The following is a 24,945-nucleotide window of genomic DNA, read 5'->3' as shown; positions in this document are numbered from 1 at the left end:
TCTGTCCAAGACCTGATTGACCGCCTCGACCTTGAATTCTTCGGTGTATCTCTGCGCACTCATCGCAACTCCTGTCTAACCTCTAGTTTGAGGCTCACAGGTGTCTACTGGCAGCGGGGCGATTCAGGGCGCATTCACAATCAACGGCGGGGCTGGATCGCCCAGATGCCGAAGTGTTCTCGCGCTATGTCGGGTGGCTCGGCGGGTGCGACACAGACGAGATTGCTGCAAGCCCGTTGCCACCGCATGCGCGGTTGGCCGCCAGCGCTCACCACGTGCGCGAATCGCGCAGCCCCGACGGCATTTCCGCGACGCTGGCCCATTTCTTTGGCGTGCCGGTCCATCTTGAGGAGTTTGTTCTGCACTGGATTGCGGTTGACCCAGACGAGCTTTCTCAATTGGGGCATCCGGGCGCACCCAGCATGATGGGGCAAGGCGCCATGTTGGGCGAGATGGTGCCAGATCGGCAGCACAAATTCCGGCTGGTCATTGGCCCGTTGAGCCTGCAGCAGTATCTGAACTTCACGCCCAATGGACGGGACTTGCCGGCGCTGATTGAATGGGTGCGCTCGTTTGTTGGCTACGAGTTCGTATGGGAGGTGGAATTGCAGGTGATTCCTGACGCTGCTCCGCCAGCCGTGCTCGGCTCATCGGAACACCTGGGCTGGTCGACCTGGCTGGGCGAGCCGGACCCCAGCCGTGCCATTACGGGCATGGTGTTCGAACCTGAGCAGTACGCGAAGCACTGAGTTGCTCCATCGACGATCCTCCGCCCATCCGAAGTAGCTGCCACGTATCCCTCACATGTTCTTCAGCAAGAAAACCAAAGACGCGCCGCCCGCGCTCCCCGTCCTGATCTTCCCCGAGCTGTCGGAGCCAATCTCCGAAGCGCATCCGTGCGGGAACGATCTGGAATACGACCCCGAGTTCGTTCTTCTGCAAAGCCAAGTCACGCCTAAGCAAGACGCCCAGTATGGCGATTTTGTCAGCCCTCCCGAGGCAATCAACTGGACGGAAGTCGAGCGGGACTGCCGTCGCTTGCTGCTGCGCACGCGGGATATTCGTATCCTCGTGCTGCTGGTGCGCAGCCGGGTCCGGTTGGGCCAGGCAATTGGCTTGCGGGACGGGCTGGCCATTCTGTCTCGATTGCTTGAGACATGGCCGGAAACCATATACCCGCAAGTGGTGGTGGACGGTGAAGCGGACCCGGCCGTGCGTGCTAACGCACTGGCCGCCTTGGCCGATCCGCAAGGGCTGATGCAAGACGTGCGGGACCTGGCGATCTCAACCAACGGCGCGCTGCGCCTGCGAGTGCGCGACGTCGAGCGATCATTGAGCACTCCACGCGCGGCAGACGCCTTGGCGCCGGAGTCAGTGCGGCACCAGCTCCACGAACTGCGCAAACAAAACGACGCAGTACTGTCCGCGCTGGACGAGGCGCAAGCCTTTGCGTCATTGATCGACTCCTGGGCGCGACATCACCTTCCGGACGACTACCCTGACCTGGGCACCTTGTTGCGACTGCTGGATACGGTGACTGGTGCGTCGCCACCGGCAGCACCTACTGTGATTGCACGTCCGATCTCGGAACGCTCGCCAGCCGCCTCACAAGGCTTGATGGGCACCACCACCGAGGGCCCGGTAGTAACGCCGCTTGATAGCAACCCACCTGAGCCCGTCATGGACCGTAATACCGCCCTTGCCTCCATTCGAACCGCCCGGATCTGGTTTGAGGCGCATGAGCCGAGTAGCCCTGTGGCGCTTCTGCTCGAGCAAGCCGAACGGCTGACCGGCAAGCGCTTTGATGAGGTGTTTCAGGCGATTCCGGCAGACCTTGTTGAACGCTGGACGCGGGAGCACTGAGGAGCCCCCGTTCACAAAAAGCGTAGGCTGCCCGTCAGTTCGGGTTGTCATGCGAAACCGCGCCGGCGCACGATGCACCGCCGGTGCGACAGTGGGCATCCATCCAACTCGCCCTACACTCCCGTTATGACAGATCAGATCGCTCAACCAGCCAGCGTTGCGCTGTCGATCACGAAGCGGTACTTCACGTCGCCCTTGAGCATGCGTTCATAGGCGTCGTTGATCTGGTCTGCGCGGATCAACTCGATGTCGGAGACGATGCCGTGCTCCGCGCAGAAATCGAGCATCTCCTGGGTCTCGGGAATGCCGCCGATCAGCGAGCCGGCAAGCGAGCGCCGCTTCAAGATCAGATTGAACACGTTGGGCGACGGATGCGGCGTGGCCGGCGCGCCGACCAGCGTCATCGTGCCGTCGCGCTTGAGGAGGGCGAGCAACGCATCCAAGTCATGCGGTGCTGCCACGGTATTGAGGATGAAGTCGAAGCTCTTGACATGGGCGCCCATCTCGTCGGCATTGCGTGACACCACAACTTCATCGGCGCCCAGCGCCTTGGCGGCTTCGCGTTTGGATTCGGACGTGGTGAACGCCACCACGTGCGCGCCCATGGCGTGCGCAAGCTTGATACCCATGTGGCCGAGACCGCCGATGCCAACCACGCCGACTTTCTTGCCAGGGCCGGCATTCCAGTGGCGTAGCGGCGAATAGGTCGTGATGCCCGCGCACAGCAGCGGTGCCACGGCGGCTAGCTGCGCTTCAGGATGCCGAATGCGCAGCACGTAGCGTTCATCCACGACGATCTTTTCGGAGTAGCCGCCGAGCGTCCAGCCCGGTGCATCTGCCGTCGGTCCGTTATAGGTGCCGACCATGCTGTCGCAGTAGTTCTCCAGACCGGCTTCGCACTCTTCACAGTGCCGGCAGCTGTCGACAATGCAACCGACACCAACCAGGTCACCCACCGCGAAACCCGACACGTGCGCGCCGACAGCGGAAACGCGGCCGACGATCTCGTGCCCGGGCACACACGGAAACTGCGTGCCGGCCCACTCCGCACGCACTTGGTGCAAGTCTGAATGGCAGATGCCGCAATACGCGATGTCGATCTGGACGTCGTGCGCACCGGGGCTGCGGCGCGTGATCTGGAGCGGTTCGAGAGGTTTGTCGCCGGCGTGGGCGCCATAGGCATGAATTTGCATGGTGTCTTCCGTGGATTGTTCGTTGACGGATAGGGCATTTTCTTCAGGCCGCCCAAGGAACCGATAGCGTATTCCGCTGGTTTTCTTGCCTGATCCGATGAGCCGCCGCCGTTTTTGTGGTCGGCACGCTGCCCTCGCAGTAAAGTCCGCCCAGGAGGTTTCATCCGCATGACATTGACCGACGACATGCAACGAGAGCGCGACGCAGCACACGCGGTGCTGTCCCGCATCATCGCGGCGCACACCGCGGGGCCGGGCGACTACTCCACGCCCATTGGCGACCTCGTTTTCTTTCGACGTGAAACTCCGGCGCCGCCCTCTTTTTGCGTGGTCGAGCCGAGCATCGTTCTTGTGTCTCAGGGCGCAAAGCAGATGCTGATCGGCGGGGAGGCGTATCCGTATGACACGTCGCATTTCCTGATCACGTCGTTGGATCTGCCGGCCGCATCGGAAGTGAAAGTGGCCAGTTGCGAGCAGCCCTGCCTCGGTCTGGTCCTGAAGCTGGATTTGCGCATGCTGGCCGAACTCATCGCGCAAGGAGGCCTGCCGCCGCCACGCGACCGCTCGGTCGGGATGAGCGCGGGACTCGGCACGGCAACGCCCACCATCCTTGCCCCGTTCACGCGCCTGCTGGCGCTGCTGGACGAGCCTGACGCCATCCCGGCACTCGCCCCGTTGATCCAGCGTGAGATCCACTACCGATTGCTGACCAGCGATCAAGCCGGCCGGCTCCGGCAGATTGCCTCGGTCGACAGCCAGGGCTATCGCATCACCAAGGCCATCGATTGGCTGAAGCAGAACTTCACGCTGCCGCTGCGTATTGAAGCGCTCGCCGCGCGCGTGCAGATGAGTGCGCCGACGTTCCACCATCACTTTCGCCAGCTCACCTCAATGAGCCCGCTGCAATATCAGAAGTGGCTGCGCTTGAATGAAGCCAAGCGGCTGATGTTAAACGAACACCTGGACGCAGCGAGCGCGGCATTCAAGGTCGGCTACGAAAGCCCGTCGCAGTTCAGCCGCGAATACAGCCGCCTGTTCGGCGCGCCGCCTAAGCGAGACATCGACGGCCTGCGCCACCGGCGCACCCTCAATCCCCCTGCCCCCCATCCCGCACCGGCAACGCCGTCGAATACTTGATCTGCTCCATCGAGAACGATGAACTCACATCCGACAGCGGCACGGACTTGATGAGGTGCTTGTACACGCGGTCGTAGTCTTCGATGCCCGCCACCGCAACGCGCAGCAGATAGTCCATCTCGCCGCTCATCCGGTAGACCTCCACCACCTCGGGCATATCGCGCACCACCTGCGTGAAACGCTGTGCCCATTTCTCGGTGTGTTGATCGGTGCGCACTGCAACGAACACCGTGGTGCCGACGCCCAGCTTGCGCGCGTCGCACAGCGCCACTTGCGCGCGGATGACGCCCGTGTCCTTGAGCCGCTGCACCCGCTTCCAGCACGGCGTTTGCGAGAGGTTCACGCGCTGCGCAAGCTCGGCGATGGGCAGCGTCGCATCGGCCTGCAGCAGCCTCAGTAGTTCGCGGTCAATGGCGTCCATTTCGGTAGAGAAATTTTCTTCTATAAAGCCTGAATTCTAGGGAACATTTTCTGCCATATCGAGCATTTGCCAGGAAACTTTGAATTAATTTTCTGGGCTGTCCGCCGTATCATTTTCCCTGCCTCCACCGCAGCACAGAACCGAAAATGAGCGACAGCAACACCCTCCACTACCTCGACTACGCAGCCACCACGCCGGCCGACCCTCGCGTGATTGCAGCCATGACCGCCTGCCTGGGCATGGAAGGCGCCTTCGGCAACCCGGCGTCGAGTTCGCATGCGACCGGCCGCGTTGCGCGGAACAAGGTCGAGCAAGCGCGCGAGCAAGTTGCCGCCCTCATTGGCGCCGATGCCGACGAGATCATCTGGACGTCGGGCGCCACCGAATCCAACAACCTCGCGCTGAAAGGCTACGCAGACGCCGCCACCGGCAAGCGTCACCTCATCACCAGCCGCATCGAACACAAGGCCATTCTCGACACGATGGCGAACCTGTCCGCACGCGGCTGTTCGGTGACGTATCTCTCGCCGACACGCGACGGTGAAATAACGCCCGAGGCTGTCGCCGCTGCGATGACGCCCGACACCGGGCTTGTCTCGCTCATGCTGGTGAACAACGAGTTGGGCACGCTGACCAACGTTGGCGCAATCGCTCAGATCGTGCATGCAGCCGGCGCGCTGTTCCACGTCGATGCCGCACAGGCACTCGGCAAGACGCCGATCGATGTGCGCGCGCTCGGCATCGACATGCTCTCGATGTCCGCCCACAAGGTGTATGGGCCCAAGGGGATCGGCGCGCTGTATGTCCGCCGCGACATCGCCTCGCGCATTGCGCCGCAAATCCACGGCGGCGGCCACGAGCGTGGTCTGCGCTCAGGCACGCTGGCGACGCATCAGATTGTCGGCATGGGCGTGGCGTGTGAATTGGCGGCCGTTGAACTGGAGCACGAAACCACCCGCATTGGTGCGCTGAGCCAGCGGCTGAAGGCAGCGATGCTCGCCCTCGGCGACGTGGTGCAGAACGCCGACGTGGCTCGACGCATTCCCCACACCCTCAGCCTGACGGTCAACGCGCCCGGCTTCATGCCGATGATGCTGGGCGACGACCTTGCCGTGTCGTCCACATCGGCGTGCAACTCTGCAGCGGGCACGCCATCGCACGTGCTGACGGCCATCGGCCTGGATGCCGATGCCGCCGGCCGCACCGTACGCATCAGCCTGGGCCGCTTTGCGACCGAACAGGACGTCGACTTTGCCGTTGCGTGCTTCCAGCGCGCGATCGAGCAATGCCGCGCCACGGCATCGAGCGGGTTGACCGCATCGCGGCAAATCATGCCGGCCGATCTGAAGGCCATCCGCAGCGCAGGCTTCCGCTCGGTCATCTGCAACCGCCCGGATGGCGAGAGCAGCGACCAGCCTGCCTTTGAAGACATTGCCGCTGCCGCCCGCGAACTGGGCCTGGAAGCGCACTACCTGCCCGTCGAGCCGAATGGCATTGGCGATGCAGACGTTGCCGCATTCGGCGCCTTGGTCGACACGCTGCCCAAGCCCATCCTCGCGTATTGCCGAAGCGGCAACCGGGCCAGCATGCTTTGGAACCGCTTGATGGAGCAGCGCAAGGGCTGAGCGGCCTCGCGCTACCCCGGGCTACGCCACCGGCAGCTCCGTCGTCGACAGCACCTGCTTGAGCACCATGAACGTCCGTATCTGCCGCACGCCCGGCAGATACAGCAGCTGTTCGGCGTGGAGCCGGTTGTAGCCTTCGTTGTCTTTCGTGCGCACGAGCATGAAGTAATCGAATTCGCCCGTGACGACGTGGCATTCCAGGCAACCGGGCACCTTCTGCACCGCCTTCTCGAATGCTGTGAATGATTCCGGCGTCGAGCGATCCAGCACGACGCCGATCATCACCAGCGACCCCAGATCCAGCGCACGCGGATCGAGCAGCGCAACAATCCCCTTGATCAGCCCCAGCTCCTTGAGCCGTTCCACGCGGCGCAGGCAGGCCGGCGGGCTGAGGTTCACCTTGGCCGCCAGGGCCACGTTCGAGATGGACGCATCGCGCTGGAGCGCCCGGAGAATCGCGCGATCGGTACGATCCAAGGCGTGGCGCGCAGAAGCTGTCGACGTGTCAGAATTCTTCTGCAATTTTGTTTCGCTCTTTTTCATTTCAAAGAAATAAATAGATTTCAATTCCGATCTACAACCCGTTGCGTTCTGGATAGTAGACGATCTTTGCAACCTCATTTCGCAGCGTTCTGCGTACCATTGGTTTCCGACATCCCGCCATTTGCGGCACTGAAGGAGCCACCTCATGAACCTGCAGCGATTTCCCCGTTATCCCCTGACGTTCGGCCCGACGCCCATCCAGCCGCTGAAACGATTGAGCGCGCACCTGGGTGGCAAGGTGGAGCTGTTTGCCAAGCGCGAAGACTGCAACAGCGGCCTGGCCTTCGGCGGCAACAAGACGCGCAAGCTCGAATACCTGATCCCGGAAGCGCTGGAAGGCGGGTACGACACGCTGGTGTCCATTGGCGGCATTCAGTCGAACCAGACGCGCCAGGTGGCCGCCGTCGCTGCACACTTGGGCCTCAAGTGCGTGCTAGTGCAGGAAAACTGGGTGAACTACTCCGACGCCGTGTATGACCGCGTCGGCAATATCGAGATGTCGCGCATCATGGGCGCCGACGTGCGCCTCGATGCCGCAGGCTTCGACATCGGCATCCGGCCCAGCTGGGAACAGGCCATGGAAGACGTGCGCAAGCGCGGCGGCAAGCCGTTCCCGATTCCGGCCGGCTGCTCCGAGCACCCGCTCGGCGGTCTGGGCTTTGTCGGCTTTGCCGAAGAAGTGCGCCAGCAGGAAGCGGAGCTGGGCTTCAAGTTCGACTACATCGTGGTGTGCTCCGTCACGGGCAGCACGCAAGCCGGCATGGTCGTCGGCTTTGCGGCGGATGGCCGGGCCGACAAGGTGATCGGTATCGATGCCTCGGCCAAGCCCGAACAGACGCGCGCGCAGATCCTCCGCATCGCGCAGCACACCGCCGAGCTGGTCGACCTCGGCAGAAACATCACGGAGAAAGACGTGGTGCTCGACACGCGCTACGGCGGCCCGGAATACGGCCTGCCCAATGAAGGCACGCTCGAAGCCATTCGCCTGTGCGCACGCCAGGAAGCCATGCTGACCGACCCCGTGTACGAAGGGAAATCCATGCACGGCATGATCGACATGGTCCGCAACGGTGAATTTCCTGAAGGCTCGCGCGTGCTCTACGCCCATCTGGGCGGCGTGCCGGCACTCAACGCTTACAGCTTCATCTTCCGCAACGGTTGATGCGGCGCCGCCGCGGCGGCGCATCCGGGCGCGGGCGTGCATCGCGAGATCACGGCTCGCTTTCCCATCCTTCCTTCAGGCAGGACCAGTCATGACGGATTTATCGACGGGGGCCGCGTCGATGCGCTCCCTTGCGCAACGCATCGAAGACAGCGACCCAGGGGAAACCGCCGAATGGCTCGACGCGCTGGAGGCCGTCGTCCAGCATGCCGGCACCGCCCGCGCGCAGTTCCTGTTCGACCGCCTCGCGGAGCGCGCCGCAAAGCTGGGCGTCGGCACCGCTCTCGCCCGCGTCACGCCCTACGCCAACACGATCCCCGTTGAGGCGCAGCCGCCGTATCCCGGCGACATCGATACCGAAGAGCGCCTGGCCGCCGCGCTCCGCTGGAACGCGCTCGCCATGGTGGTGCGCGCCAACCAGGCCTACGGCGAGCTGGGCGGGCACATCGCCAGCTACGCATCGGCCGCCGATCTGTTCGAAGTCGGCTTCAATCATTTCTTCCGGGCAGACAACGCGGCGCACGGCGGCGATCTCGTCTACTTCCAGCCGCACTCGTCGCCTGGCGTCTACGCACGTGCGTATCTCGAAGGCTTCCTGAGTGAAACGCAGCTCGAACACTATCGGCGCGAAATCACCGGTCCGGGGCTGTGCTCGTATCCGCATCCGTGGTTGATGCCCGAGTTCTGGCAGTTCCCGACCGGGTCGATGGGCATCGGGCCGATCAATGCGATCTACCAGGCGCGCTTCATGCGCTACCTGCACAACCGCGGGCTGCTGCAAACCGCCGAACGCAAGGTGTGGGGCTTCTTTGGCGACGGTGAAATGGACGAACCGGAATCGATCGGCGCGCTCTCGCTGGCGGCGCGCGAGCGGCTCGACAACATCGTGTTCGTCATCAACTGCAACCTGCAGCGGCTCGACGGGCCCGTACGCGGCAACGGGCGCATCGTCGACGAACTCGAAGCGCAGTTCACCGGCGCGGGCTGGAACGTCATCAAGGTGCTATGGGGTTCGGACTGGGATGCCCTCTTCGCCCGCGACCATTCGGGGGCCTTGCTGCGTGCATTCGCGCAGACCGTCGACGGGCAGTTCCAGACCTTCTCCGCCAACGACGGCGCCTACAACCGTGAGCGCTTCTTCGGCCAAAACCCGGAACTTGCCGCGCTCGTCTCGCATTTCAGCAACGAAGACATCGACCGCCTGCGCCGCGGCGGCCACGACGTGCGCAAGCTCCACGCCGCCTACGCCCGCGCGCTGCAGCATACCGGCCAGCCCACGGTGATCCTCGCCAAGACGATGAAGGGTTTCGGCATGGGCAGCGTTGGGCAAGGCCGGATGACGACGCACCAGCAAAAGAAGCTCGATGTCGATCAGCTCAAGGCGTTTCGCGACCGCTTCCGCCTGCCGCTGTCCGACATCGATGTCGAGCAATTGAAGTTTTACAAGCCAGCGCCAGACAGCCCGGAGATGCAATACCTGCATGCACGCCGGGCTGCCCTCGGAGGCTATCTGCCCAGACGGCGGAAGGCGGCAACGCAGGCGCTGACCGTGCCTGCACTGCCATCCTGGGGACAATTCGCGTTGCAAGCCGAGGGGCGCGAGATGTCGACCACGATGGCGATCGTGCGGATGTTCGGCAACCTGCTGAAAGACGACACGCTGGGCCCGCGCATGGTGCCGGTGGTGGCGGACGAGGCGCGCACGTTCGGCATGGCGAGCATGTTCCGCCAGGTGGGCATCTATTCGCCGCTGGGCCAGCAATACGAACCGGAAGATCTGGGTTCGATGCTGTATTACCGCGAAGACACGAGCGGGCAGATCCTGGAGGAAGGTATCTCGGAGGCCGGCGCCATCTCGTCGTGGATTGCCGCCGCCACGGCGTACAGCACGCACGATCTGCCGATGCTGCCGTTCTACATCTACTACTCGATGTTCGGCTTCCAGCGCATCGGCGATCTCATCTGGGCAGCGGCCGACCAGCGTGCGCGCGGCTTCCTGATCGGTGCCACCGCCGGCAAGACAACGCTCGGCGGCGAGGGCCTGCAGCATCAGGACGGCGCGAGCCACCTTGCCGCATCCACGGTGCCCAACTGCCGCGCGTGGGACCCGGCGTTTTCCTACGAGGTGGCCGTCATCCTCGACGAAGGCATGCGCGCGATGCTGGAGCGCCAGGAGGACACGTTCTACTACCTCACGGTCACGAACGAGAACTACGCGCAGCCATCGATGCCGGATCGCGATCTGCGCGAGGGGATTCTCAAAGGGATGTATCCGCTGACGCCGCAACGCCTGCCGACCGCGCGCGTGCAGTTGCTGGGCTCCGGCGCCATCCTGGGCGAAGTCATGGCCGCCGCGCAGATGCTCAAGGATGACTGGAACATCGACGCCGCCACCTGGAGCGTGACGAGCTTTTCCGAGCTGCACCGCGAGGCCATCGCTGCCGAGCGCGTCGCCCGCCTGGGCGGGGAAGCCGCGCCGTCGTACGTGGAAACCGTCTTGCGCGCATCACGCGGCCCCGTCGTTGCCGCCACCGACTATGTGCGCGCCGTACCCGAGCTGATCCGTGCGCACGTGCCGCGCCGCTACGTCACGCTCGGCACCGACGGCTTTGGCCGGAGCGATTCACGCCGGGCGCTGCGCGAGTTCTTCGAAGTGGACCGCGCATCCATCGTCATCGCCGCACTGAAGGCGCTCGCCGACGACGGTGAACTGGATCACGCCGTGGTGCGTGAGGCGGTTGCACGCTACGGCAAACACGCCACGATGGTCGACGCGCCCTGGATGCGCTGAAGAACGCCCACTCGCGAAGTATTTAGCTCGACTCGCGGAGATCGAAGCTCGACGGTTGAGGCTTTTTGCTCGATGTGTGGAGCTATTTGCTCGGCGTGTCGAGCTTTTTGCTCCGCGTGCCGACCTTTTTGCTCGGCGTGTCGAGCTATTTGCTCGGCGTGTCGAGCTATTTGCTCCGTGTGTCGAGCTATTTGCTCCGTGTGTCGAGCTATTTGCTCCGTGTGTCCAGCTTTTTGCTCCGCGTGTCGAGCTTTTTGCTCGGCGGTTGAGGCTCAGAACTCGGCGCACGAGGCTTTTTGCTCGACTGCCCGAGCTTCTTGTCTCGCGCGTCGCGCTTTGCTGTCGGCGCGTGGCGCGCTGAATCGCGGCGCGGGCTGCGGTGGATGCACCGGCGCAGCGAAATGAGTCAGGGCACTGTCTTCTGAAATCGCTCGTGCGGCGGGTTCGGCCAAGGGCGTTTCGTCAGCGCCCTTTTTCGTTTCCAAATGTTACGACGTGCATTTAGGTCGACTTCGCGTCGCGCAAGCAGCGAGGCCGTGCAGTACAGTCCATGCCATGAAAAAAGCCCTGACCTGCCCGTCTCTCGTCCTGCTGGCCTTGCTCGGTGCGTGCGCATCGCACCCGCAACAGCAGCCCGTTGATTCGCCCACCGCCGCTGCGGCAACCACCGACGCCAGCGCAGACAACGGCTGGCAGGTGCTGCGCGCCAACTACATGGCGTGCGTGCAGCGCCAGGCCGATAGCGGCGTGCCGGGCACCACGCAGACGAAGTCCGTGGTCGCCTCCGCGCTCGATGCCTGCGAGGGCGATCTGCGCACCATGCACGACGGTTTCCGCGACCACCTGAGCGCGTCGATGTCTTCATCCGGCGCGCGCAAGGCAGCCGACCGCGTCACCAAAGACACCCGCGAGAAAGCCCGCGTCTACCTGATGGGCTACGTCGATCACGAGCGCTACCTGGCGAAGTCGCGCTGAGCACTTAGCGCGCTTAGGACGCTTAGAGCATCTCCAACGCGCGCGGCCCTTTGGGCGGCGGGAAGATGCTGTCCAGTGTTGCAAGCTGCTCAGCCGTGAGCGTGTGCGACAGCGCGCCGATGTTCTCGCGCAACCGGTCACGGTGGCCGGTCTTGGGAATCGCGATGATGTCGTCATTCGCCAGCAGCCACGCGAGCGCCATCTGTGCCGGCGTCATGCCGGACTCCTGCGCAAAGCGCATCAGCTTCGGATGCCGAACGAGCCGCGCTTGCTCGATGGGCGAATAGGCCATCACCGGTACGCGGCGCTCGCGCAGCCAAGGCAACACATCCCATTCGATGCCGCGCCGGCTGAGGTTGTAGAGCAGCTGATTGACGGCGGTCTGATCGCCGCCGGGCGTGTCCCACCACTCCTCCATATCGGACAGGTCAAGATTGCTCACGCCGTACTGGCGGATCTTGCCCTCGCGCTGCAGGGCCTTCAGGCCTTCCAATGTTTCTTCAAACGGCACATCGCCACGCCAGTGCAGCAGGTACAAATCGAGCCTGTCGGTGCCGAGGCGGCGCAGGCTGCGCTCGCACGCCGCGGCGATACCGCGCCGGCTGGCGTTGTGCGGATAGACCTTGCTGACGAGAAAGACCTCATCGCGCCGCCCGGCAATGGCCTCGCCAATCAACGATTCAGAGAGGCCTTCGCCGTACATCTCGGCGGTGTCGATCAGGCGCAAACCCAGGTCGAGGCCCAGGCGCAGCGTGGCGATTTCTTCGGCGCGCGTGGCGCGGTCGTCGCCCATGTTCCAAGTGCCCATGCCGAGTGCAGGGACGCGTTCGCCGTTGGGCAGAGTGACGTGTTTCATGTCGTGCTTTCCGATCGGTCAGGCAAAACATGAATCTACAAGAGACGCGGCGCACCGGTAAGGGCGCGCCCGTCCGGTCAGAAAATACGCTCTAGCGCGCCTGACGTTGCGCCGCCCACCGGCGATAGCGCCGCGACTGACATGCCGCGGCCAGTTGCTGCTCGATCAGCGCCCGCAGGGGCGACACGCCGGGGGCCGTCGTGCGCCCCTTGCTCAGCCGGCTGAGCTGGAACTTGACGACGGCCATGTTGGCGAGTGCGCCCAGCGCCTTGTTCTTCCATGTGATGGGCTGCAGCACCGGCGCGCTGTTCTTGCCGCCCGCCCAGTCGCGCGGCAGGTTCGGATCGATGGACAGCGCCGTCGCAATGCCCACCATATCGACACCGCTGTCGACCACCTGCTCCGCCACCGCCCGGCGCCGGATGCCGCCCGTGACCATCAGCGGCATGCGGGCAATGCCGGCAATGTCGCGTGCGAATTCCAGGAAATACGCTTCGCGGGCGAGCGTGCGGCCGTCGCGCGCCTGCCCTTGCATGGCGGGCACTTCATAGCTGCCACCGGACAGTTCCACCAGATCGACACTCAGCGGGTTGAGCAGCTCGACCACCTGCTTTGCATCGTCCGGGCTGAAGCCGCCGCGCTGGAAATCGGCGGAGTTCAGCTTGACCGCCACGACGAACTGCGGCGACACGGCGGCGCGCACGCTGCGCACGATATCGAGCAGCAGGCGCGCGCGGTTCTCGATCGGGCCGCCCCACTGGTCCTTCCGCCGGTTGGAGATGGGCGACAGAAACTGGCTCAGCAGATAGCCATGCGCGGCGTGGATCTGCACACCGGTGAAGCCGCTCTGCTCGGCCAGTTGCGCGCTGCGCGTAAAGCGCTGCTGGACTTCGCGGATATCCGCCTCGGTCATCTCACGCGGCACCGGGAACTGCTTGGATAACGCGCCAAGCGCCAGTGGAACGGCCGACGGCGCCAGCGTCGGTTGCCCGAGCGATGCCGGCATCTGGCGTCCCGGATGGTTGATCTGCACCCACGCATGCGCACCATGCGCCCGCGCGACCTGCGCCCAGCGACGGAAGCGTTCCAGATGCGTGCCGTCTTCCAGCACGACGCCGTTCGGGCCGGTCATGGCGCGGTGGTCGACCATCACGTTGCCGGTCAGGATCAAGCCGGCACCGCCTGCCGCCCAGGCTTCATACAGGCGCAGCAGCGCGTCGGAAGGCGCGTGATCGGCATCGGCCATGTTTTCTTCCATGGCGGCTTTGGCCAGGCGATTGGGAATCACCGCGCCGTTGGGCAGAACGAGGGGCGTGAAGAGCTTCATGGGTGGCATGCCCTATCGGGATTCGACGTTTGACGACACCTGAACCCTAAGCTTAAAGTCAACTTGAATGTCAAGCCTGCGGAGCACGCACATGAAGATTGGTGAATTGGCCCGCCTGAGCGGCGTGGCCGCCTCCCGCATCCGGTTTTATGAAGCCAGCGGCCTGTTGCAGCCGGCTGAGCGGCAATCCAATGGGTATCGGGAATACGCACCCGAATCCGTAACGCGGCTGGAGATCATCCTGCGCGCGCAAAGCGCGGGGTTCTCGCTCGAAGAAATTCGCGCCCTGCTGCCCGGACACCAAGGCGCGTGGCCGCGCGAAGAACTGCTGCTGGCCCTACGCCGCAAAGTGGCGGAAATTGATGTGCTTGAGCAGCACCTGGCGCAAAACAAGCGCGACTTGCTGGCGCTCATTCGCGAAGTCGACCACGAGGCCGACGGTGAAGACTGCGCCGAACGCGCCCGCCGCGTCTTCGACAAGATGAACATGCGACCGCTCAAGCAGCCCGCTGCAGAACCTCCGGCGCGCCCGGCAAGAAAGCGTGGCTGAGGCGCGCGACCATTCCGAGACGCGCTCGAACGTGTCGGCATGGGTCATCACCGCGTGCGGCCAAGCCCGCTTGCCCTCGCCAGCTTCCCGACCAGGTCGTCATCTCGACTCCTCGCCCCCGTGTCGTGCTGCATGCACCATGGGCAGCGGAACACATACGTGTTCGTGGGCGCCGCATCGCGGCCTCAGGAATGGCAATTGCGTCCTCCCCCGCGCCCGACGCAGAAAATGCCGGCGTCAGAGCCAAAGGAAACGCACTTCAGATCGTCTGACAGCACTCCGCAGATCGGCTGTGGGCACCTTCCGATGCAGGCCATGCAGTAGCGCTTGCACACGGCTTTGTACAAACGCCATCCGCGCGACAAAACGGGCGCCGCCCCATACCAATCAAGCTGGAGACAACGATGCTGAGCCCCCATGAAATCGCGACGCTGGTTTTGGTATGTGGCGACTCCCAGCCGCGCGATCTGGACACGGTGGACGTTGAAACGCTGCTGGCACTGCAACTCCTTACGCTGGAACGCCCAAGCCCGGGCGTGACCGCACCGCGCGTGACCCTGCAGGGGCATGCGCTGTTGAAATCGCTGGGTGTGCTCCGCGTGCGCAAGGGCATGCAGACGGCGGCGGCGTTATGGTAACGGAATCGAATCGACTCAAACCTCGCCCAGCGCATGACGCAGCAGCAAGGCAGACAGCACCAGCATCGTCACGCCAATCAACCCGTCCAGCACCTGCCATGCTCTCGGCCGGGCAAACCAGGGCGCGAGCCAACGCGCCCCAAACCCCAGCGTGACGAACCAGAACAGGCTGGCCGAACCTGCACCCGCCACAAACCAGCCACGCAATGCCGCGGCCTGCTGAGCGCCAATGCTGCCCACGAGCAACACCGTATCCAGATAGACGTGCGGATTGAGCAACGTAAAAGCCGCCGCCTGTGCCAACGCCGCGCCTCGAGTGAGACCATCGCCATCTGCGGCGGCCCGTAACTGGCTGGAATGCCGTGCGCGCCGCAGTGCCTGCAACCCGTACAGCAGCAGGAATGCGGCACCCGCCAACGCAAGAATGCGCGCGAGATTGGGCCGTTCGCCCAATGCGTGCGCCATGCCAAGCACACCCGCCAGGACCAGCAGCGCATCCGCCATCGCACAGAACAGCACCACGCTGCCCACATGCTCACGGCGCAGGCCTTGACGCAGCACGAACGCGTTTTGCGCGCCAATGGCCACGATCAGCCCCAGGCTCACGGCCAAGCCCTGCAGGAACACGGAAGAGGAAGTCGCAATCGAGGTCGTCATACGCGCAGCTTGCCGGTCCGGCTTGATGAAGACAAACTATCTTTCCTTCATCCGATTCAGTTTTACTAATCTTTGTGCTCGACTATTCCGCTTTGGCGGCCTTGGCTGCCGTCATCCGAGAAGGCAGCTTCGAGCGGGCTGCCCGCGCACTCAATGTCACGCCATCGGCCATTTCGCAACGGATTCGGTTGCTGGAAGAACGCGTTGGCTGCGCGCTCGTGGTGCGTGATCAGCCGTGCCGCCCGACTGACACCGGCCGGCGGCTGTGCCAGCACGTAGATCGCGTTCGACTGCTCGAACAGGAACTGCAAGGCGCGTTGCCGACGCTGGCACCAGAAGGTGTCGCCCGCGTTGCGCTGCCCATTGCCGTGAACGCCGACAGCCTGGCGACCTGGCTCGCGCCGACAATCGCCACCTTCGCAGCAGCACATCCGGTGTTGATGGAGGTGGCGGTTGACGACCAGGATCACACCAGCGAATGGCTGCGCAGCGGCGCCGTGCTGGCTGCCGTTACGGCCACGGCGCGGCCGACCACAGGCTGCAACAGCCGCCCACTCGGAGCCATGCGTTATCTGGCTGCGGCCAGCCCGGCTTTCGTGCGCGAACATTTCGCAGACGGCGTCGGCGCAGGTACGTTGGCGAAGGCGCCCTGCCTCGTGTTCAACACGAAAGATGCGCTGCAGGCAACGTGGGCAAGGCGCCTGTGCCATCGGCATGTGGAAATGCCGCGCCATCTGTTGCCGTCGTCACAGGCGTTTGTGACTGCGGCCGTGGCCGGCATGGGATGGGGGCTGCATCCGCATGCGTTGATTGCGCAGCATCTTGAAGACGGCTCGCTCGTCGAGCTGGTGCCGGATACGCCGTTGGACGTTCCGCTGTATTGGCAGCATGCGCGGGCGGCATCCGCGCTGCTGGATGAATTCAGCCGCAAGGTGTTGAGCGCCGCGCGTGCCGCGCTGCTCGCGCCCTGACCGGTTACAGCGCGTTCAGCGGAATCTTGAGGTACTGCACGCCATTCGGCTCGGCCGGGGGCAACATGCCCGCGCGAATGTTCACCTGGATCGCCGGCAGCATCAGCGTGGGCATGCCAAGCGTGGCGTCGCGCTTCGTGCGCATCTGCACGAACTCCGCCTCGGTCACGCCATCGCGCACATGGATGTTGGCGCGGCGCTGCTCGGCCACCGTTGTGTGGCAGATGGCTTCGCGGCCGGCGGGCGGATAGTCGTGGCACATGTAGAGCCGCGTGTCCGGCGGCAAATCCAGCAGGCGGCGGATCGACTGATACAACGTGCCCGCATTTCCACCCGGAAAATCGCAGCGCGCCGTGCCCACGTCCGGCATGAACAAAGTGTCGCCCACAAACACTGCATCGCCCACCTGATACGCCATGTCTGCCGGCGTGTGACCCGGCACGGCCAGCGCCTTGGCTTCCAGATTGCCGATATGGAACACCTCGTCTGGCGCGAACAAATGATCGAACTGCGAGCCATCGAGCAGGAATGAGGGCTCGAGATTGAAGATCGGCTTGAACACACCCTGCACGACGCGAATGCGCTCCCCGATGGCAATGCGCCCGCCGAAGCGCCCCCGCAGATACGGCGCGGCCGACAGGTGATCGGCATGCGCGTGCGTCTCCAGCAGCCATTCGATGCGCAAGTCCTGCGCTTCGATGAACGCGGCAACGCGGTCGGCTGATCGGGTCGTCGTGCGGCCCGATTTTGGGTCGTAGTCGAGTACCGAGTCGATCACGGCGCAGGCCGTGCCGGGGCCCGCGTGCACCACGTAGGTCATGGTGCAGGTATCGGCGTCGAAAAAGGATTCGATCTGGGCATGCATGGTGAACGTTCCCGAACAATCTATATTTTTATAGAATATCGCCTGACATTCTGTCTGCCAATAGTGCAAACAGCGTTAACAGAAACCTCGACGGCGCCCCGATGAGTCATTCCACTGCGAGTCCCGATGTTGTGCCGCTGCCCGAGGCGGCCATTTCCATGCTGCGCGCCTCTGCGTCGCAGGCGTGCGCCGTGCTCAAGGCCATGGCCCACGAAGACCGTCTGCTGCTGCTCTGCCAACTCACGCAGGGCGAGCGCAATGTCGGCGAGCTGGAGGCACTGGTCGGCCTGCGTCAGCCCAGCCTGTCGCAGCAGTTGGGCGTGCTGCGTGACGAGGGCCTTGTCACCACGCGGCGCGAAGGCAAATACATCTACTACCGGCTCGCCAGCTTCGAGGTCATCCAGATCATGCAGACACTCTCCGAGCTGTACTGCGGCAAGGTCTTGAAGAAGATGGCGGGACAGTGATCATGTCGCCGATCGAAGCGGGCTGGATCATCAGCGCGGGGCTGGGCTCTGTGGTGGGGCTCATCCTGGCGCTGACGGGCGCGGGCGGGGCCATTGTCGCGGTGCCGCTGCTGATCTTCGGATTGCACCTGTCGGTGCAGCAGGCTGCGCCGATTGCACTGCTGGCGGTGGGACTGTCCGCGGGGCTGGGCGCGATGCTCGGCTTGCGGGAAGGCAAGGTTCGCTACAAGGCCGCCGGGCTGATGGCGCTATGCGGCGTGGTGATCTCGCCGTTCGGCATCTGGGTTGCGCACCGCGTGCCGAACACGCCGCTCACGCTGCTGTTTGCTGTGGTGCTCGCCTACGTGGCGCTGCGCATGTTTCGGCAAGCGCGCGCCGCGCCATCGACCGAACCTCAGCCAAGACGATCCGCACCACCCTGTCACCTCGACACCACCACGGCCAAGCTGGTCTGGACGCTGCCGTGCGCGCGTGCATTGGCCGCGTCGGGCGTGGGCGCAGGCTTCCTGTCGGGATTGCTTGGTGTGGGCGGCGGCTTTGTCATCGTGCCCGCATTGCGCCGCGCGACCGATCTGCCGATGCAAACCATCGTCGCCACCTCGTTGGCGGTCATTGCGCTGGTGTCGACGGGCGGTGTGGTCGCCTCGGCCATTGGAGGGCATGTCGATTGGCATATCGCGCTGCCGTTTGCGGCCGGCGCGTTGACGGGCATGCTGGTGGGCCGGCGCTTTGCGCGGCGTTTGGCGGGGCCTGCCCTGCAGCAAGGATTCGCTGCATTTGCGGGCGCCGTGGCGCTCGGCATGATTGTCCGAACTCTGATTTGACCGGCGTGTTGCGAAAGCGGTACAATCGCGGTCTTCGGGGCGTAGCGTAGTCTGGTAACGCGTCCGGTTTGGGACCGGAAGACCGCGGGTTCAAATCCTGCCGCCCCGACCAGAATTGAGCAGCAAACAAAAACGGCTTACGTTAACCACGTAGGCCGTTTTTGTTTGCTGCTTCTGTGCATCTGCGTTTGCGCCCACGAAGGTTCTCGTGGCCTATTGCTTGAACCATCTGAAAACAGCGTTCTCGCAGTCCCCCTTTAAGCCATAGGCCTTGTTATAGGCCTTACAGTTGGGCTCATTCGCCAATTGGTCGCTTACATAGCCGTACCCGAACAAAGCCAGCAACCCCGCTATCAAGGCCCACATCGGAATGCGATTTATGATATTTGCCAGCACCATTTCACCCAATCAACATTGCCTCGACAATCAAGATAGGCAACGGCAACGGCGACCTCAAGTCCGCGAAATGCACAGACTACCCGTGTGACCCCGGGGCGTTCCCACGAAAGTACGCCCCGACCAGAATTGAGCAGCAAACACAAACGGCTTACGTTGACCACGTAGGCCGTTTTTGTTTTGGCGCGGTTCGGTGCAGCTCGTGATGTCATCTGACGATGCTATAAAGACAGCATCCGCATCCAGGCAATGCCGCTCACTTCTCCATGAACCTCATCCTGTGGCGCCACGCTGAAGCCGAAGACGTGGCCGCATCGCTGCGCATCCAGCGCAACACCGATCTGCAGAGAGAACTCACCAAGCGCGGTCACAAGCAAGCCGAGAAGATGGCCAACTGGCTGCGCCCCCGCTTGCCGGACGGCACACTCGTGCTCGCCAGCCCTGCCGTGCGCACGCAACAGACCGCGCGCGCCCTCACCGAGCATTTCCAGACGCTGACCGCGCTTGCGCCCGGCGCCGATGTCAGTGCGATCCTTGACGCGTTGGACTGGCCCTCGAATACGAACCTGCTGCTGGTCGGCCATCAGCCGTGGCTGGGCCGTCTTGCCAGCTTGCTCATCGCAGGCACGGAGATGGACTGGAGCGTGAAGAAAGCCGGCGTGTGGTGGCTGTGCCGCCGCATGCGCGAAGACGAAGCCCAGACGGTGCTGCGCGCGGTGGTCAATCCCGATCTCGTGTGACACATCGCCCTCGTCACAGCATCGCCACGCAAAATTCACGCAACGGTCACGATTGACACGCTTTTGTCGCGGATCTGTCACGCAGTGTCTCTAGAATCGCCCCGAAATCCACCCTTGGGGATGCACGAATGCGAGACCTGCCGACGCCCACTCAGCCGTTGATCGACGCACTGCCGAGCCTGAATCTGGGCAACGCACGGAGGGGCCTTCCTCGCTCACCCGACGCTGTTGCGGCGCGTGACAAACCTGTTCTGGCCGTTTCGTGGGCGCGCCATCAGGATGAAGTGAGCGAAGCGCAGCGCCTGCGCTACAAGGTGTTTGCCGAAGAAATGGGCGCCCGCCTGCCCTCGGCCCACACTGAACTGGACGTCGACATGTTCGACGCGGTGTGCGACCACCTGATCGTGCGTGACCAGAAGACGCTGCGCGTGGTCGGCACCTATCGCGTGCTGCGCCCGGACGCCGCCAAGCAGATCGGCTGCCTGTATTCCGAATCGGAGTTCGACCTCGTTCGCCTGACGCACCTGCGCCCAAAGATGGTAGAACTCGGCCGCTCGTGCGTGCACCGCGATTACCGCTCGGGCAGCGTCATCATGGCGCTCTGGGCCGGCCTGGGCGAGTACATGCAGCGCTACGGCTTCGAGTCGATGCTGGGCTGCGCAAGCGTGTCGATGGGCGATGGCGGGCACTTTGCCGCAAGCCTGTATCGCAGCTTCGTTGACGACGGCTCGCTCGCACCGATCGAGTACCACGCCTTCCCGCGCGTGGCGCTGCCGGTAGATGAGCTGAACCAGGATCTGGAAGTCGAGCCGCCCGCGCTCGTGAAGGGCTATCTGCGTCTGGGCGCACGCATCTGCGGCGCACCGGCGTGGGACCCCGACTTCAACGTCGCCGACTTCCTCACGCTGCTGCGTCTGTCGGACATCAACCCGCGTTACGCACGGCACTTCCTGCGCGGCTGATATCAGATATCACTCCGAACAGCGCCGCGCAAAAGAAAACGGCCCGGGTCACTCCGGGCCGTTTTGCTTTGGATGCGGCAAGACGCCTTACACGTACACCACCTTGTAGCGGCGGCCGATGCGCTGCCACTCATCGGCTTCCTTCATCAGGCTGTATTCCACCAGCGGGTTCTGCTCGATCCAACTTTTCGGCAGCTCGACCTCGAAACCGCCTTCGTTCAGCTCGCCCTCGCTATGGCGCACGCGCAGGCCCGGCAGTTGGATCGCTCCCCGCCGGCGGCACAGCACAAACGCCAGACGCAGGCTGAACAGCATCCGCCAATCCAGGAACTTGCCGCCGCCCGAAAGCTTCCCCAGCTTGCCGGCATGGCCCAGCAGCAGCGTCGCGAGGCGCGCCTGATCGGTCTTGGAGAAGCCCGGCATATCGGCATGGCTGGCAATGTACGCCGAGTGCTTGTGATACCCGCTGTGCGAGATGCTCATACCGATCTCGTGCAGGTTTGCCGCCCAACCCAGCAGCGCGAGATTGTCTTCACGGCGCTCGTCGGGCGGATCGGGAAACTGTGACAGCAGCGCGGTTGCCGCATCGCGAACGCGGCTCGCCTGCGCACGGTCGACGCTGTAGCGGCGCATGAACTGCTCGATCGTCACCGTACGCATGTCTTCGTGGTGCGTACGGCCGAGCAGGTCATACAGCACGCCCAGGCGCAAGGCGCCATCGGTCACGTCCATGCGGTCGACATCGAGCTCTGCAAACACGCCGAGCATGATCGACAAGCCGCCCGGCAGCACCGGAATCCGGTCCGCCTTCAGACCATTGAGCTTCAGGCGGTTGGTGTTCTCCGACTTGACGAGCGCGCGCTTCAGGCGCTCCAGTCCTTCGCGCGTGATGCCGTGCTCGTTACTCTTGTCATTGAAGCCGTTCAGCTCGATCAGCTCGGCCAGCGCGCGCGCCGTACCCGATGACCCGACGGCCTGGTTCCAGCCCGCCGTGCGGTATTGCTGCACGAGCACCTGGATCTCGCGACGCGCCGCCAGCTCGGCCTGCTTCATCGCATATTCATCAACGTTGCCGTTCGGAAAGAAATGCCGGCTGTGCGAAACGCAACCGATGTACAGCGACTCCATCAGCTTGGGCTTGTAGCCATTGCCGATGATGAACTCCGTGGAGCCGCCACCGATGTCGACGACGAGCCGGTTGCCCTGGCACGCCGGTGCGTCATGCGATGCACCGAGATAGATCAGCCGTGCCTCTTCGCGGCCGGCAATCACCTCGATGGGAAAACCGAGGGCGGCTTCCGCCTCGATCAGGAATTCCTGCGCATTCTTGGCCACGCGCAAGGTGTTGGTGGCCACGGCACGTACATGTTCCGGCGGGAAATCACGCAAGCGATCGCCAAAGCGGCGCAACGCATCGACGCCGCGCCGGCGTGCCGGTTGATCCAGGTATTTATCTTGCGTAAGCCCGGCGGCCAAACGCACGGGTTCGCGCAGCGCATCGACCTGGAATATCTGGGTGCCACCAGGGGTTTCGTCGACGCGGCCGATCATCAGCCGGAAGCTGTTGGAGCCCATGTCGACAGCAGCCAGCAGACGGGGGGTGGGACTCATGAATGAAAACGGGAGAGGAGCAAAATCAGGGGCGCGGAGTATTGTCGTTCGAAACAATGCGCAACAAAATATGTCTTTATTGTGTCCCGAACGTGACAAATCCAATGTGTCACAAATTTGACACTGAATTATGAAAAAGTGGCCGGATCGTCATCCGTCTGAACACAACATGTCGACATTGCCCGCGGGCGATCTGCTCAATCGCGAACTGGGCATCCTGGAATTCAACGCCCGTGTGCTCGCCCAGGCTGCTGACCCGGGTGTGCCGCTGATGGAGCGGCTGAAATTCATCTGCATCGTGTCGAGCAATCTCGATGAGTTCTTTGAAATCCGCATTGCCGGATTGAAGGAACAGATGCGCGACAACCCTTCATCGGTCACGCCTGACGGGCTGTCGGTGCAGCAGGCTTTTGGCGTGGTCTCGGAGCGTGTGCGGCAACTGGTCGCGCAACAGTATGCCATGTTGCAGGACGAGATCCTGCCCTTGCTGGAGAAGGAAGGCGTCTTCTTCCACATGACGACCAACTGGAATGAAGCCCAGCGCGCCTGGTGCCGCAGTTTCTTCCAGCGCGAACTGGTGCCCATCCTGACGCCGATGGCGCTGGACCCGGCTCACCCCTTCCCGCGCGTGCTCAACAAGAGCCTGAACTTCATCATCGAGCTGTCGGGCAAGGATGCCTTCGGCCGTGAGGCTGAACTGGCCATCGTGCAGGCGCCGCGCGCCCTGCCGCGGCTTGTGCAGATGCCGCCGGAACTCTCGGGCTACCAGTACGGGTTCGTGCTGCTGTCGTCGTTCATGCAGGGCTTTGTGCATGAGCTGTTTCCGCAGATCGACGTACACGGCTGTTATCAATTCCGCGTGACGCGCAACTCCGACTTGTTCGTGTCGGAAGATGAAATCACGGACTTGCGCGAAGCGCTTCAGGGCGAACTGTCCACGCGCCATTTTGGCGACGCGGTGCGTCTGGAACTCGCGCACGACACATCGCCGGCACTGGTGGTGCGGCTGCTTCAGGAGTTCGGGCTGACCGATGCGGACTGCTACCGCGTCAAGGGACCTGTGAATCTGGTGCGCCTGCTGCAGGTGCCTGACATGGTCGACAAACCGGTGCTGAAGTACCCGCCGCACGTGCCGGCCACGGTGCGGCAGATCGCCAACAGCTCGAACGTGTTCGACGCCATCCGCCAGGGTGACATCCTGCTGCACCATCCGTACGAAAGCTTCACGCCCGTGCTGGAATTGCTTCAGCAAGCTGCGCGCGACCCGGACGTGGTTGCCATCAAGCAGACTGTCTACCGTACCGGCAACGAATCCACGGTGATGGAAGCGCTCATCAAAGCGGCGCGCAACGGCAAGGAGGTGACCGTTGTCGTCGAACTGCTCGCGCGCTTTGACGAAGAGACGAACATCAACTGGGCGGACCAGCTTGAATCGGCCGGCGCCCATGTCGTGTATGGCGTGGTGGGCCACAAGTGTCACGCAAAGATGTTGCTGGTGGTGCGTCGTGAGGTGTCCGGCAAGGGCAAGGCGGTCAAGCTGCGCCGCTACGCGCACCTGGGCACGGGAAACTACCACCCCAAGACCGCCCGCCTCTACACCGACTTCGGCCTGATGACGGCCAACGAGCAGATCTGCGAAGACGTGCATCACGTGTTCCAGTTGCTCACGGGCACGGGCGCGCAGATCAAGCTGCATCATCTGTGGCACTCGCCGTTCACGATGCACGACAACCTGATCGAGCACATCCGAGCCGAAGCGCGTGCCGCTCGCGCAGGCAAACGTGCGCGCATCATCGGCAAGATGAACGCGCTGCTGGAGCCGGCCATCATCGACGAGCTGTACAAGGCCTCGCGCGCAGGCGTGAAGGTCGACCTGATCGTGCGCGGAGTATGTGGCCTCAAGCCGGGCGTGCCAGGGCTGTCGGAAAACATCAGCGTGCGCTCCATCGTCGGGCGTTTCCTGGAGCACCACCGCGTCTATTACTTCCATGCTGGCGGCGAGGAAGTCGTCTATCTCTCAAGCGCGGACTGGATGGACCGCAACCTGTTCCGCCGCGTGGAAGTGGCGTTCCCCGTGCTCGACCGCAAGCTCAAGGCGCGCGTCATCAGGGAAAGCCTGCAGGTGCATCTGCGCGACAACGCGTCGGCGTGGGTCATGCAGCAGGATGGCAGCTACGTGCAGCGCCAGACGCGTGGCAAGCACGTGCGCATCAGCCAGCTGGAACTGCTGAACCACTTCTCGCCGCAGGCTGCCGCGGCGGCGGAGACGGCTGCCGCAGTGGCGGCGGCAACGGCTGCGGAACCGACGGTGCGCGCGCCGGTGGAGATCTCCGCGGGCTGATCCGCCAGCCCGTGCCTGCAAACAAAAACG

22 protein-coding genes, 1 tRNA gene and 1 pseudogene are annotated in these 24,945 nt (G+C 63.6%); 16 read left to right on the top strand and 8 right to left on the bottom strand.

Translation table 11 applies throughout. From position 1 onward, the window contains the following. Positions 1 to 95 precede the first annotated feature (95 nt). Together tssG and ACU8YE_RS19965 are read left to right on the top strand one after the other, a co-directional pair. Positions 96 to 749 (top strand): annotated as a pseudogene (tssG, locus tag ACU8YE_RS19970) (type VI secretion system baseplate subunit TssG); the annotation flags it as partial. 55 nt (positions 750 to 804) lie between these two features. Next, positions 805 to 1,863 carry a type VI secretion system protein TssA gene (locus tag ACU8YE_RS19965; protein WP_446929419.1) on the top strand — a complete coding sequence of 353 codons (1,059 nt, stop codon included), beginning with the start codon at positions 805 to 807 and terminating at the stop codon, positions 1,861 to 1,863. A 143-nt stretch (positions 1,864 to 2,006) separates the two neighbouring features. Here ACU8YE_RS19965 and ACU8YE_RS19960 read toward each other — a convergent pair whose 3' ends face one another. Further along, positions 2,007 to 3,056: an NAD(P)-dependent alcohol dehydrogenase gene (locus ACU8YE_RS19960; RefSeq protein ID WP_446929418.1), complete on the bottom strand. Its 1,050-nt coding sequence runs from the start codon at positions 3,054 to 3,056 to the stop codon at positions 2,007 to 2,009. A gap of 168 nt (positions 3,057 to 3,224) precedes the next feature. On the opposite strand from ACU8YE_RS19960, the gene ACU8YE_RS19955 reads away from it, so the two are divergent. Next, a complete protein-coding gene (locus tag ACU8YE_RS19955; RefSeq protein WP_446929417.1) occupies positions 3,225 to 4,193 on the top strand; it encodes an AraC family transcriptional regulator N-terminal domain-containing protein in 969 nt (322 codons plus the stop codon). Here ACU8YE_RS19955 and ACU8YE_RS19950 read toward each other — a convergent pair. After that, complete coding sequence (locus tag ACU8YE_RS19950; protein WP_012435937.1) at positions 4,144 to 4,614, bottom strand: Lrp/AsnC family transcriptional regulator; 471 nt, start codon at positions 4,612 to 4,614, stop codon at positions 4,144 to 4,146. The two genes, ACU8YE_RS19955 and ACU8YE_RS19950, sit on opposite strands and share 50 nt — an antisense overlap. A 146-nt stretch (positions 4,615 to 4,760) precedes the next feature. On the opposite strand from ACU8YE_RS19950, the gene ACU8YE_RS19945 reads away from it, so the two are divergent. Beyond that, on the top strand, positions 4,761 to 6,239 hold the full coding sequence (locus ACU8YE_RS19945; RefSeq protein ID WP_446929416.1) for an aminotransferase class V-fold PLP-dependent enzyme: 1,479 nt from the start codon (positions 4,761 to 4,763) through the stop codon (positions 6,237 to 6,239). Positions 6,240 to 6,260: 21 nt separating this feature from the next. On the opposite strand, the gene ACU8YE_RS19940 is transcribed toward ACU8YE_RS19945, so the two are convergent. Next, entirely contained in the window at positions 6,261 to 6,782 is a 522-nt protein-coding gene (locus tag ACU8YE_RS19940; RefSeq protein ID WP_232043020.1) for an Lrp/AsnC family transcriptional regulator, read from the bottom strand. Between the two features lie 145 nt (positions 6,783 to 6,927). On the opposite strand from ACU8YE_RS19940, the gene ACU8YE_RS19935 reads away from it, so the two are divergent. The 3 genes from ACU8YE_RS19935 (at position 6,928) to ACU8YE_RS19925 (ending at position 11,710) form a co-directional block, all read left to right on the top strand. Continuing rightward, positions 6,928 to 7,944: a 1-aminocyclopropane-1-carboxylate deaminase gene (locus tag ACU8YE_RS19935; RefSeq protein WP_024975458.1), complete on the top strand. Its 1,017-nt coding sequence runs from the start codon at positions 6,928 to 6,930 to the stop codon at positions 7,942 to 7,944. A 91-nt stretch (positions 7,945 to 8,035) separates the two neighbouring features. Then, positions 8,036 to 10,735 carry an alpha-ketoglutarate dehydrogenase gene (gene mdeB / locus ACU8YE_RS19930; RefSeq protein WP_446929415.1) on the top strand — a complete coding sequence of 900 codons (2,700 nt, stop codon included), beginning with the start codon at positions 8,036 to 8,038 and terminating at the stop codon, positions 10,733 to 10,735. 555 nt (positions 10,736 to 11,290) lie between these two features. Next, a complete protein-coding gene (locus ACU8YE_RS19925) occupies positions 11,291 to 11,710 on the top strand; it encodes a hypothetical protein (RefSeq protein WP_232040314.1) in 420 nt (139 codons plus the stop codon). Between the two features lie 22 nt (positions 11,711 to 11,732). Here ACU8YE_RS19925 and ACU8YE_RS19920 read toward each other — a convergent pair whose 3' ends face one another. Both ACU8YE_RS19920 and ACU8YE_RS19915 read right to left on the bottom strand, forming a co-directional pair. Then, positions 11,733 to 12,566 (bottom strand): aldo/keto reductase, encoded by an 834-nt coding sequence (locus tag ACU8YE_RS19920; protein WP_446929414.1) that lies wholly within the window; start codon positions 12,564 to 12,566, stop codon positions 11,733 to 11,735. 91 nt (positions 12,567 to 12,657) lie between these two features. Continuing rightward, positions 12,658 to 13,893, bottom strand: coding sequence for an NADH:flavin oxidoreductase/NADH oxidase family protein (locus tag ACU8YE_RS19915; RefSeq protein ID WP_446929421.1), 1,236 nt, complete (start codon positions 13,891 to 13,893; stop codon positions 12,658 to 12,660). Positions 13,894 to 13,984: 91 nt separating this feature from the next. On the opposite strand from ACU8YE_RS19915, the gene ACU8YE_RS19910 reads away from it, so the two are divergent. Both ACU8YE_RS19910 and ACU8YE_RS19905 read left to right on the top strand, forming a co-directional pair. Continuing rightward, positions 13,985 to 14,443, top strand: coding sequence for a MerR family transcriptional regulator (locus ACU8YE_RS19910; RefSeq protein WP_232040317.1), 459 nt, complete (start codon positions 13,985 to 13,987; stop codon positions 14,441 to 14,443). A gap of 404 nt (positions 14,444 to 14,847) precedes the next feature. Continuing rightward, complete coding sequence (locus ACU8YE_RS19905; RefSeq protein WP_316871454.1) at positions 14,848 to 15,081, top strand: hypothetical protein; 234 nt, start codon at positions 14,848 to 14,850, stop codon at positions 15,079 to 15,081. A 15-nt stretch (positions 15,082 to 15,096) separates the two neighbouring features. Here ACU8YE_RS19905 and ACU8YE_RS19900 read toward each other — a convergent pair whose 3' ends face one another. Next, positions 15,097 to 15,738: a LysE/ArgO family amino acid transporter gene (locus ACU8YE_RS19900; RefSeq protein ID WP_446929413.1), complete on the bottom strand. Its 642-nt coding sequence runs from the start codon at positions 15,736 to 15,738 to the stop codon at positions 15,097 to 15,099. 74 nt (positions 15,739 to 15,812) lie between these two features. On the opposite strand from ACU8YE_RS19900, the gene ACU8YE_RS19895 reads away from it, so the two are divergent. Further along, positions 15,813 to 16,709 carry a LysR family transcriptional regulator ArgP gene (locus ACU8YE_RS19895; RefSeq protein ID WP_322016838.1) on the top strand — a complete coding sequence of 299 codons (897 nt, stop codon included), beginning with the start codon at positions 15,813 to 15,815 and terminating at the stop codon, positions 16,707 to 16,709. A gap of 4 nt (positions 16,710 to 16,713) precedes the next feature. On the opposite strand, the gene ACU8YE_RS19890 is transcribed toward ACU8YE_RS19895, so the two are convergent. Then, on the bottom strand, positions 16,714 to 17,574 hold the full coding sequence (locus ACU8YE_RS19890) for an MBL fold metallo-hydrolase (protein ID WP_232040321.1): 861 nt from the start codon (positions 17,572 to 17,574) through the stop codon (positions 16,714 to 16,716). 101 nt (positions 17,575 to 17,675) lie between these two features. Here ACU8YE_RS19890 and ACU8YE_RS19885 point away from each other — a divergent pair, with 101 nt between their 5' ends. The 5 genes from ACU8YE_RS19885 to ACU8YE_RS19865 all read left to right on the top strand — a co-directional run bounded on the left by ACU8YE_RS19885 (position 17,676) and on the right by ACU8YE_RS19865 (position 20,963). Further along, positions 17,676 to 18,041: an ArsR/SmtB family transcription factor gene (locus ACU8YE_RS19885; protein ID WP_232040322.1), complete on the top strand. Its 366-nt coding sequence runs from the start codon at positions 17,676 to 17,678 to the stop codon at positions 18,039 to 18,041. A 2-nt stretch (positions 18,042 to 18,043) separates the two neighbouring features. Then, positions 18,044 to 18,865, top strand: a complete 822-nt coding sequence (locus ACU8YE_RS19880) for a sulfite exporter TauE/SafE family protein (RefSeq protein ID WP_316880283.1) — start codon at positions 18,044 to 18,046, stop codon at positions 18,863 to 18,865. Positions 18,866 to 18,900: 35 nt separating this feature from the next. Then, positions 18,901 to 18,977, top strand: a tRNA-Pro gene (locus ACU8YE_RS19875). 550 nt (positions 18,978 to 19,527) lie between these two features. After that, positions 19,528 to 20,001 carry a phosphohistidine phosphatase SixA gene (gene sixA / locus ACU8YE_RS19870; RefSeq protein WP_232040324.1) on the top strand — a complete coding sequence of 158 codons (474 nt, stop codon included), beginning with the start codon at positions 19,528 to 19,530 and terminating at the stop codon, positions 19,999 to 20,001. 128 nt (positions 20,002 to 20,129) lie between these two features. Then, positions 20,130 to 20,963 (top strand): GNAT family N-acetyltransferase, encoded by an 834-nt coding sequence (locus ACU8YE_RS19865; protein WP_446929412.1) that lies wholly within the window; start codon positions 20,130 to 20,132, stop codon positions 20,961 to 20,963. Between the two features lie 87 nt (positions 20,964 to 21,050). Here ACU8YE_RS19865 and ppx read toward each other — a convergent pair whose 3' ends face one another. Continuing rightward, positions 21,051 to 22,574: an exopolyphosphatase gene (gene ppx, locus ACU8YE_RS19860; protein ID WP_232040325.1), complete on the bottom strand. Its 1,524-nt coding sequence runs from the start codon at positions 22,572 to 22,574 to the stop codon at positions 21,051 to 21,053. A 169-nt stretch (positions 22,575 to 22,743) separates the two neighbouring features. On the opposite strand from ppx, the gene ppk1 reads away from it, so the two are divergent. Continuing rightward, a complete protein-coding gene (gene ppk1 / locus ACU8YE_RS19855; RefSeq protein ID WP_232040326.1) occupies positions 22,744 to 24,915 on the top strand; it encodes a polyphosphate kinase 1 in 2,172 nt (723 codons plus the stop codon). Positions 24,916 to 24,945 lie beyond the last annotated feature (30 nt).

Source organism: Ralstonia sp. VS2407 (assembly GCF_052950655.1).
This window is presented reverse-complemented; position numbering and strand designations above follow the sequence as displayed.

Coding starts and splice junctions, on each gene's coding strand:
- ACU8YE_RS19965 (WP_446929419.1), top strand. CDS start 805: ATGTTCTTCAGCAAGAAAACCAAAGACGCGCCGCCCGCGCTCCCCGTC.
- ACU8YE_RS19960 (WP_446929418.1), bottom strand. CDS start 3,056: ATGCAAATTCATGCCTATGGCGCCCACGCCGGCGACAAACCTCTCGAA.
- ACU8YE_RS19955 (WP_446929417.1), top strand. CDS start 3,225: ATGACATTGACCGACGACATGCAACGAGAGCGCGACGCAGCACACGCG.
- ACU8YE_RS19950 (WP_012435937.1), bottom strand. CDS start 4,614: ATGGACGCCATTGACCGCGAACTACTGAGGCTGCTGCAGGCCGATGCG.
- ACU8YE_RS19945 (WP_446929416.1), top strand. CDS start 4,761: ATGAGCGACAGCAACACCCTCCACTACCTCGACTACGCAGCCACCACG.
- ACU8YE_RS19940 (WP_232043020.1), bottom strand. CDS start 6,782: ATGAAAAAGAGCGAAACAAAATTGCAGAAGAATTCTGACACGTCGACA.
- ACU8YE_RS19935 (WP_024975458.1), top strand. CDS start 6,928: ATGAACCTGCAGCGATTTCCCCGTTATCCCCTGACGTTCGGCCCGACG.
- mdeB (WP_446929415.1), top strand. CDS start 8,036: ATGACGGATTTATCGACGGGGGCCGCGTCGATGCGCTCCCTTGCGCAA.
- ACU8YE_RS19925 (WP_232040314.1), top strand. CDS start 11,291: ATGAAAAAAGCCCTGACCTGCCCGTCTCTCGTCCTGCTGGCCTTGCTC.
- ACU8YE_RS19920 (WP_446929414.1), bottom strand. CDS start 12,566: ATGAAACACGTCACTCTGCCCAACGGCGAACGCGTCCCTGCACTCGGC.
- ACU8YE_RS19915 (WP_446929421.1), bottom strand. CDS start 13,893: ATGAAGCTCTTCACGCCCCTCGTTCTGCCCAACGGCGCGGTGATTCCC.
- ACU8YE_RS19910 (WP_232040317.1), top strand. CDS start 13,985: ATGAAGATTGGTGAATTGGCCCGCCTGAGCGGCGTGGCCGCCTCCCGC.
- ACU8YE_RS19905 (WP_316871454.1), top strand. CDS start 14,848: ATGCTGAGCCCCCATGAAATCGCGACGCTGGTTTTGGTATGTGGCGAC.
- ACU8YE_RS19900 (WP_446929413.1), bottom strand. CDS start 15,738: ATGACGACCTCGATTGCGACTTCCTCTTCCGTGTTCCTGCAGGGCTTG.
- ACU8YE_RS19890 (WP_232040321.1), bottom strand. CDS start 17,574: ATGCATGCCCAGATCGAATCCTTTTTCGACGCCGATACCTGCACCATG.
- ACU8YE_RS19885 (WP_232040322.1), top strand. CDS start 17,676: ATGAGTCATTCCACTGCGAGTCCCGATGTTGTGCCGCTGCCCGAGGCG.
- ACU8YE_RS19880 (WP_316880283.1), top strand. CDS start 18,044: ATGTCGCCGATCGAAGCGGGCTGGATCATCAGCGCGGGGCTGGGCTCT.
- sixA (WP_232040324.1), top strand. CDS start 19,528: ATGAACCTCATCCTGTGGCGCCACGCTGAAGCCGAAGACGTGGCCGCA.
- ACU8YE_RS19865 (WP_446929412.1), top strand. CDS start 20,130: ATGCGAGACCTGCCGACGCCCACTCAGCCGTTGATCGACGCACTGCCG.
- ppx (WP_232040325.1), bottom strand. CDS start 22,574: ATGAGTCCCACCCCCCGTCTGCTGGCTGCTGTCGACATGGGCTCCAAC.
- ppk1 (WP_232040326.1), top strand. CDS start 22,744: ATGTCGACATTGCCCGCGGGCGATCTGCTCAATCGCGAACTGGGCATC.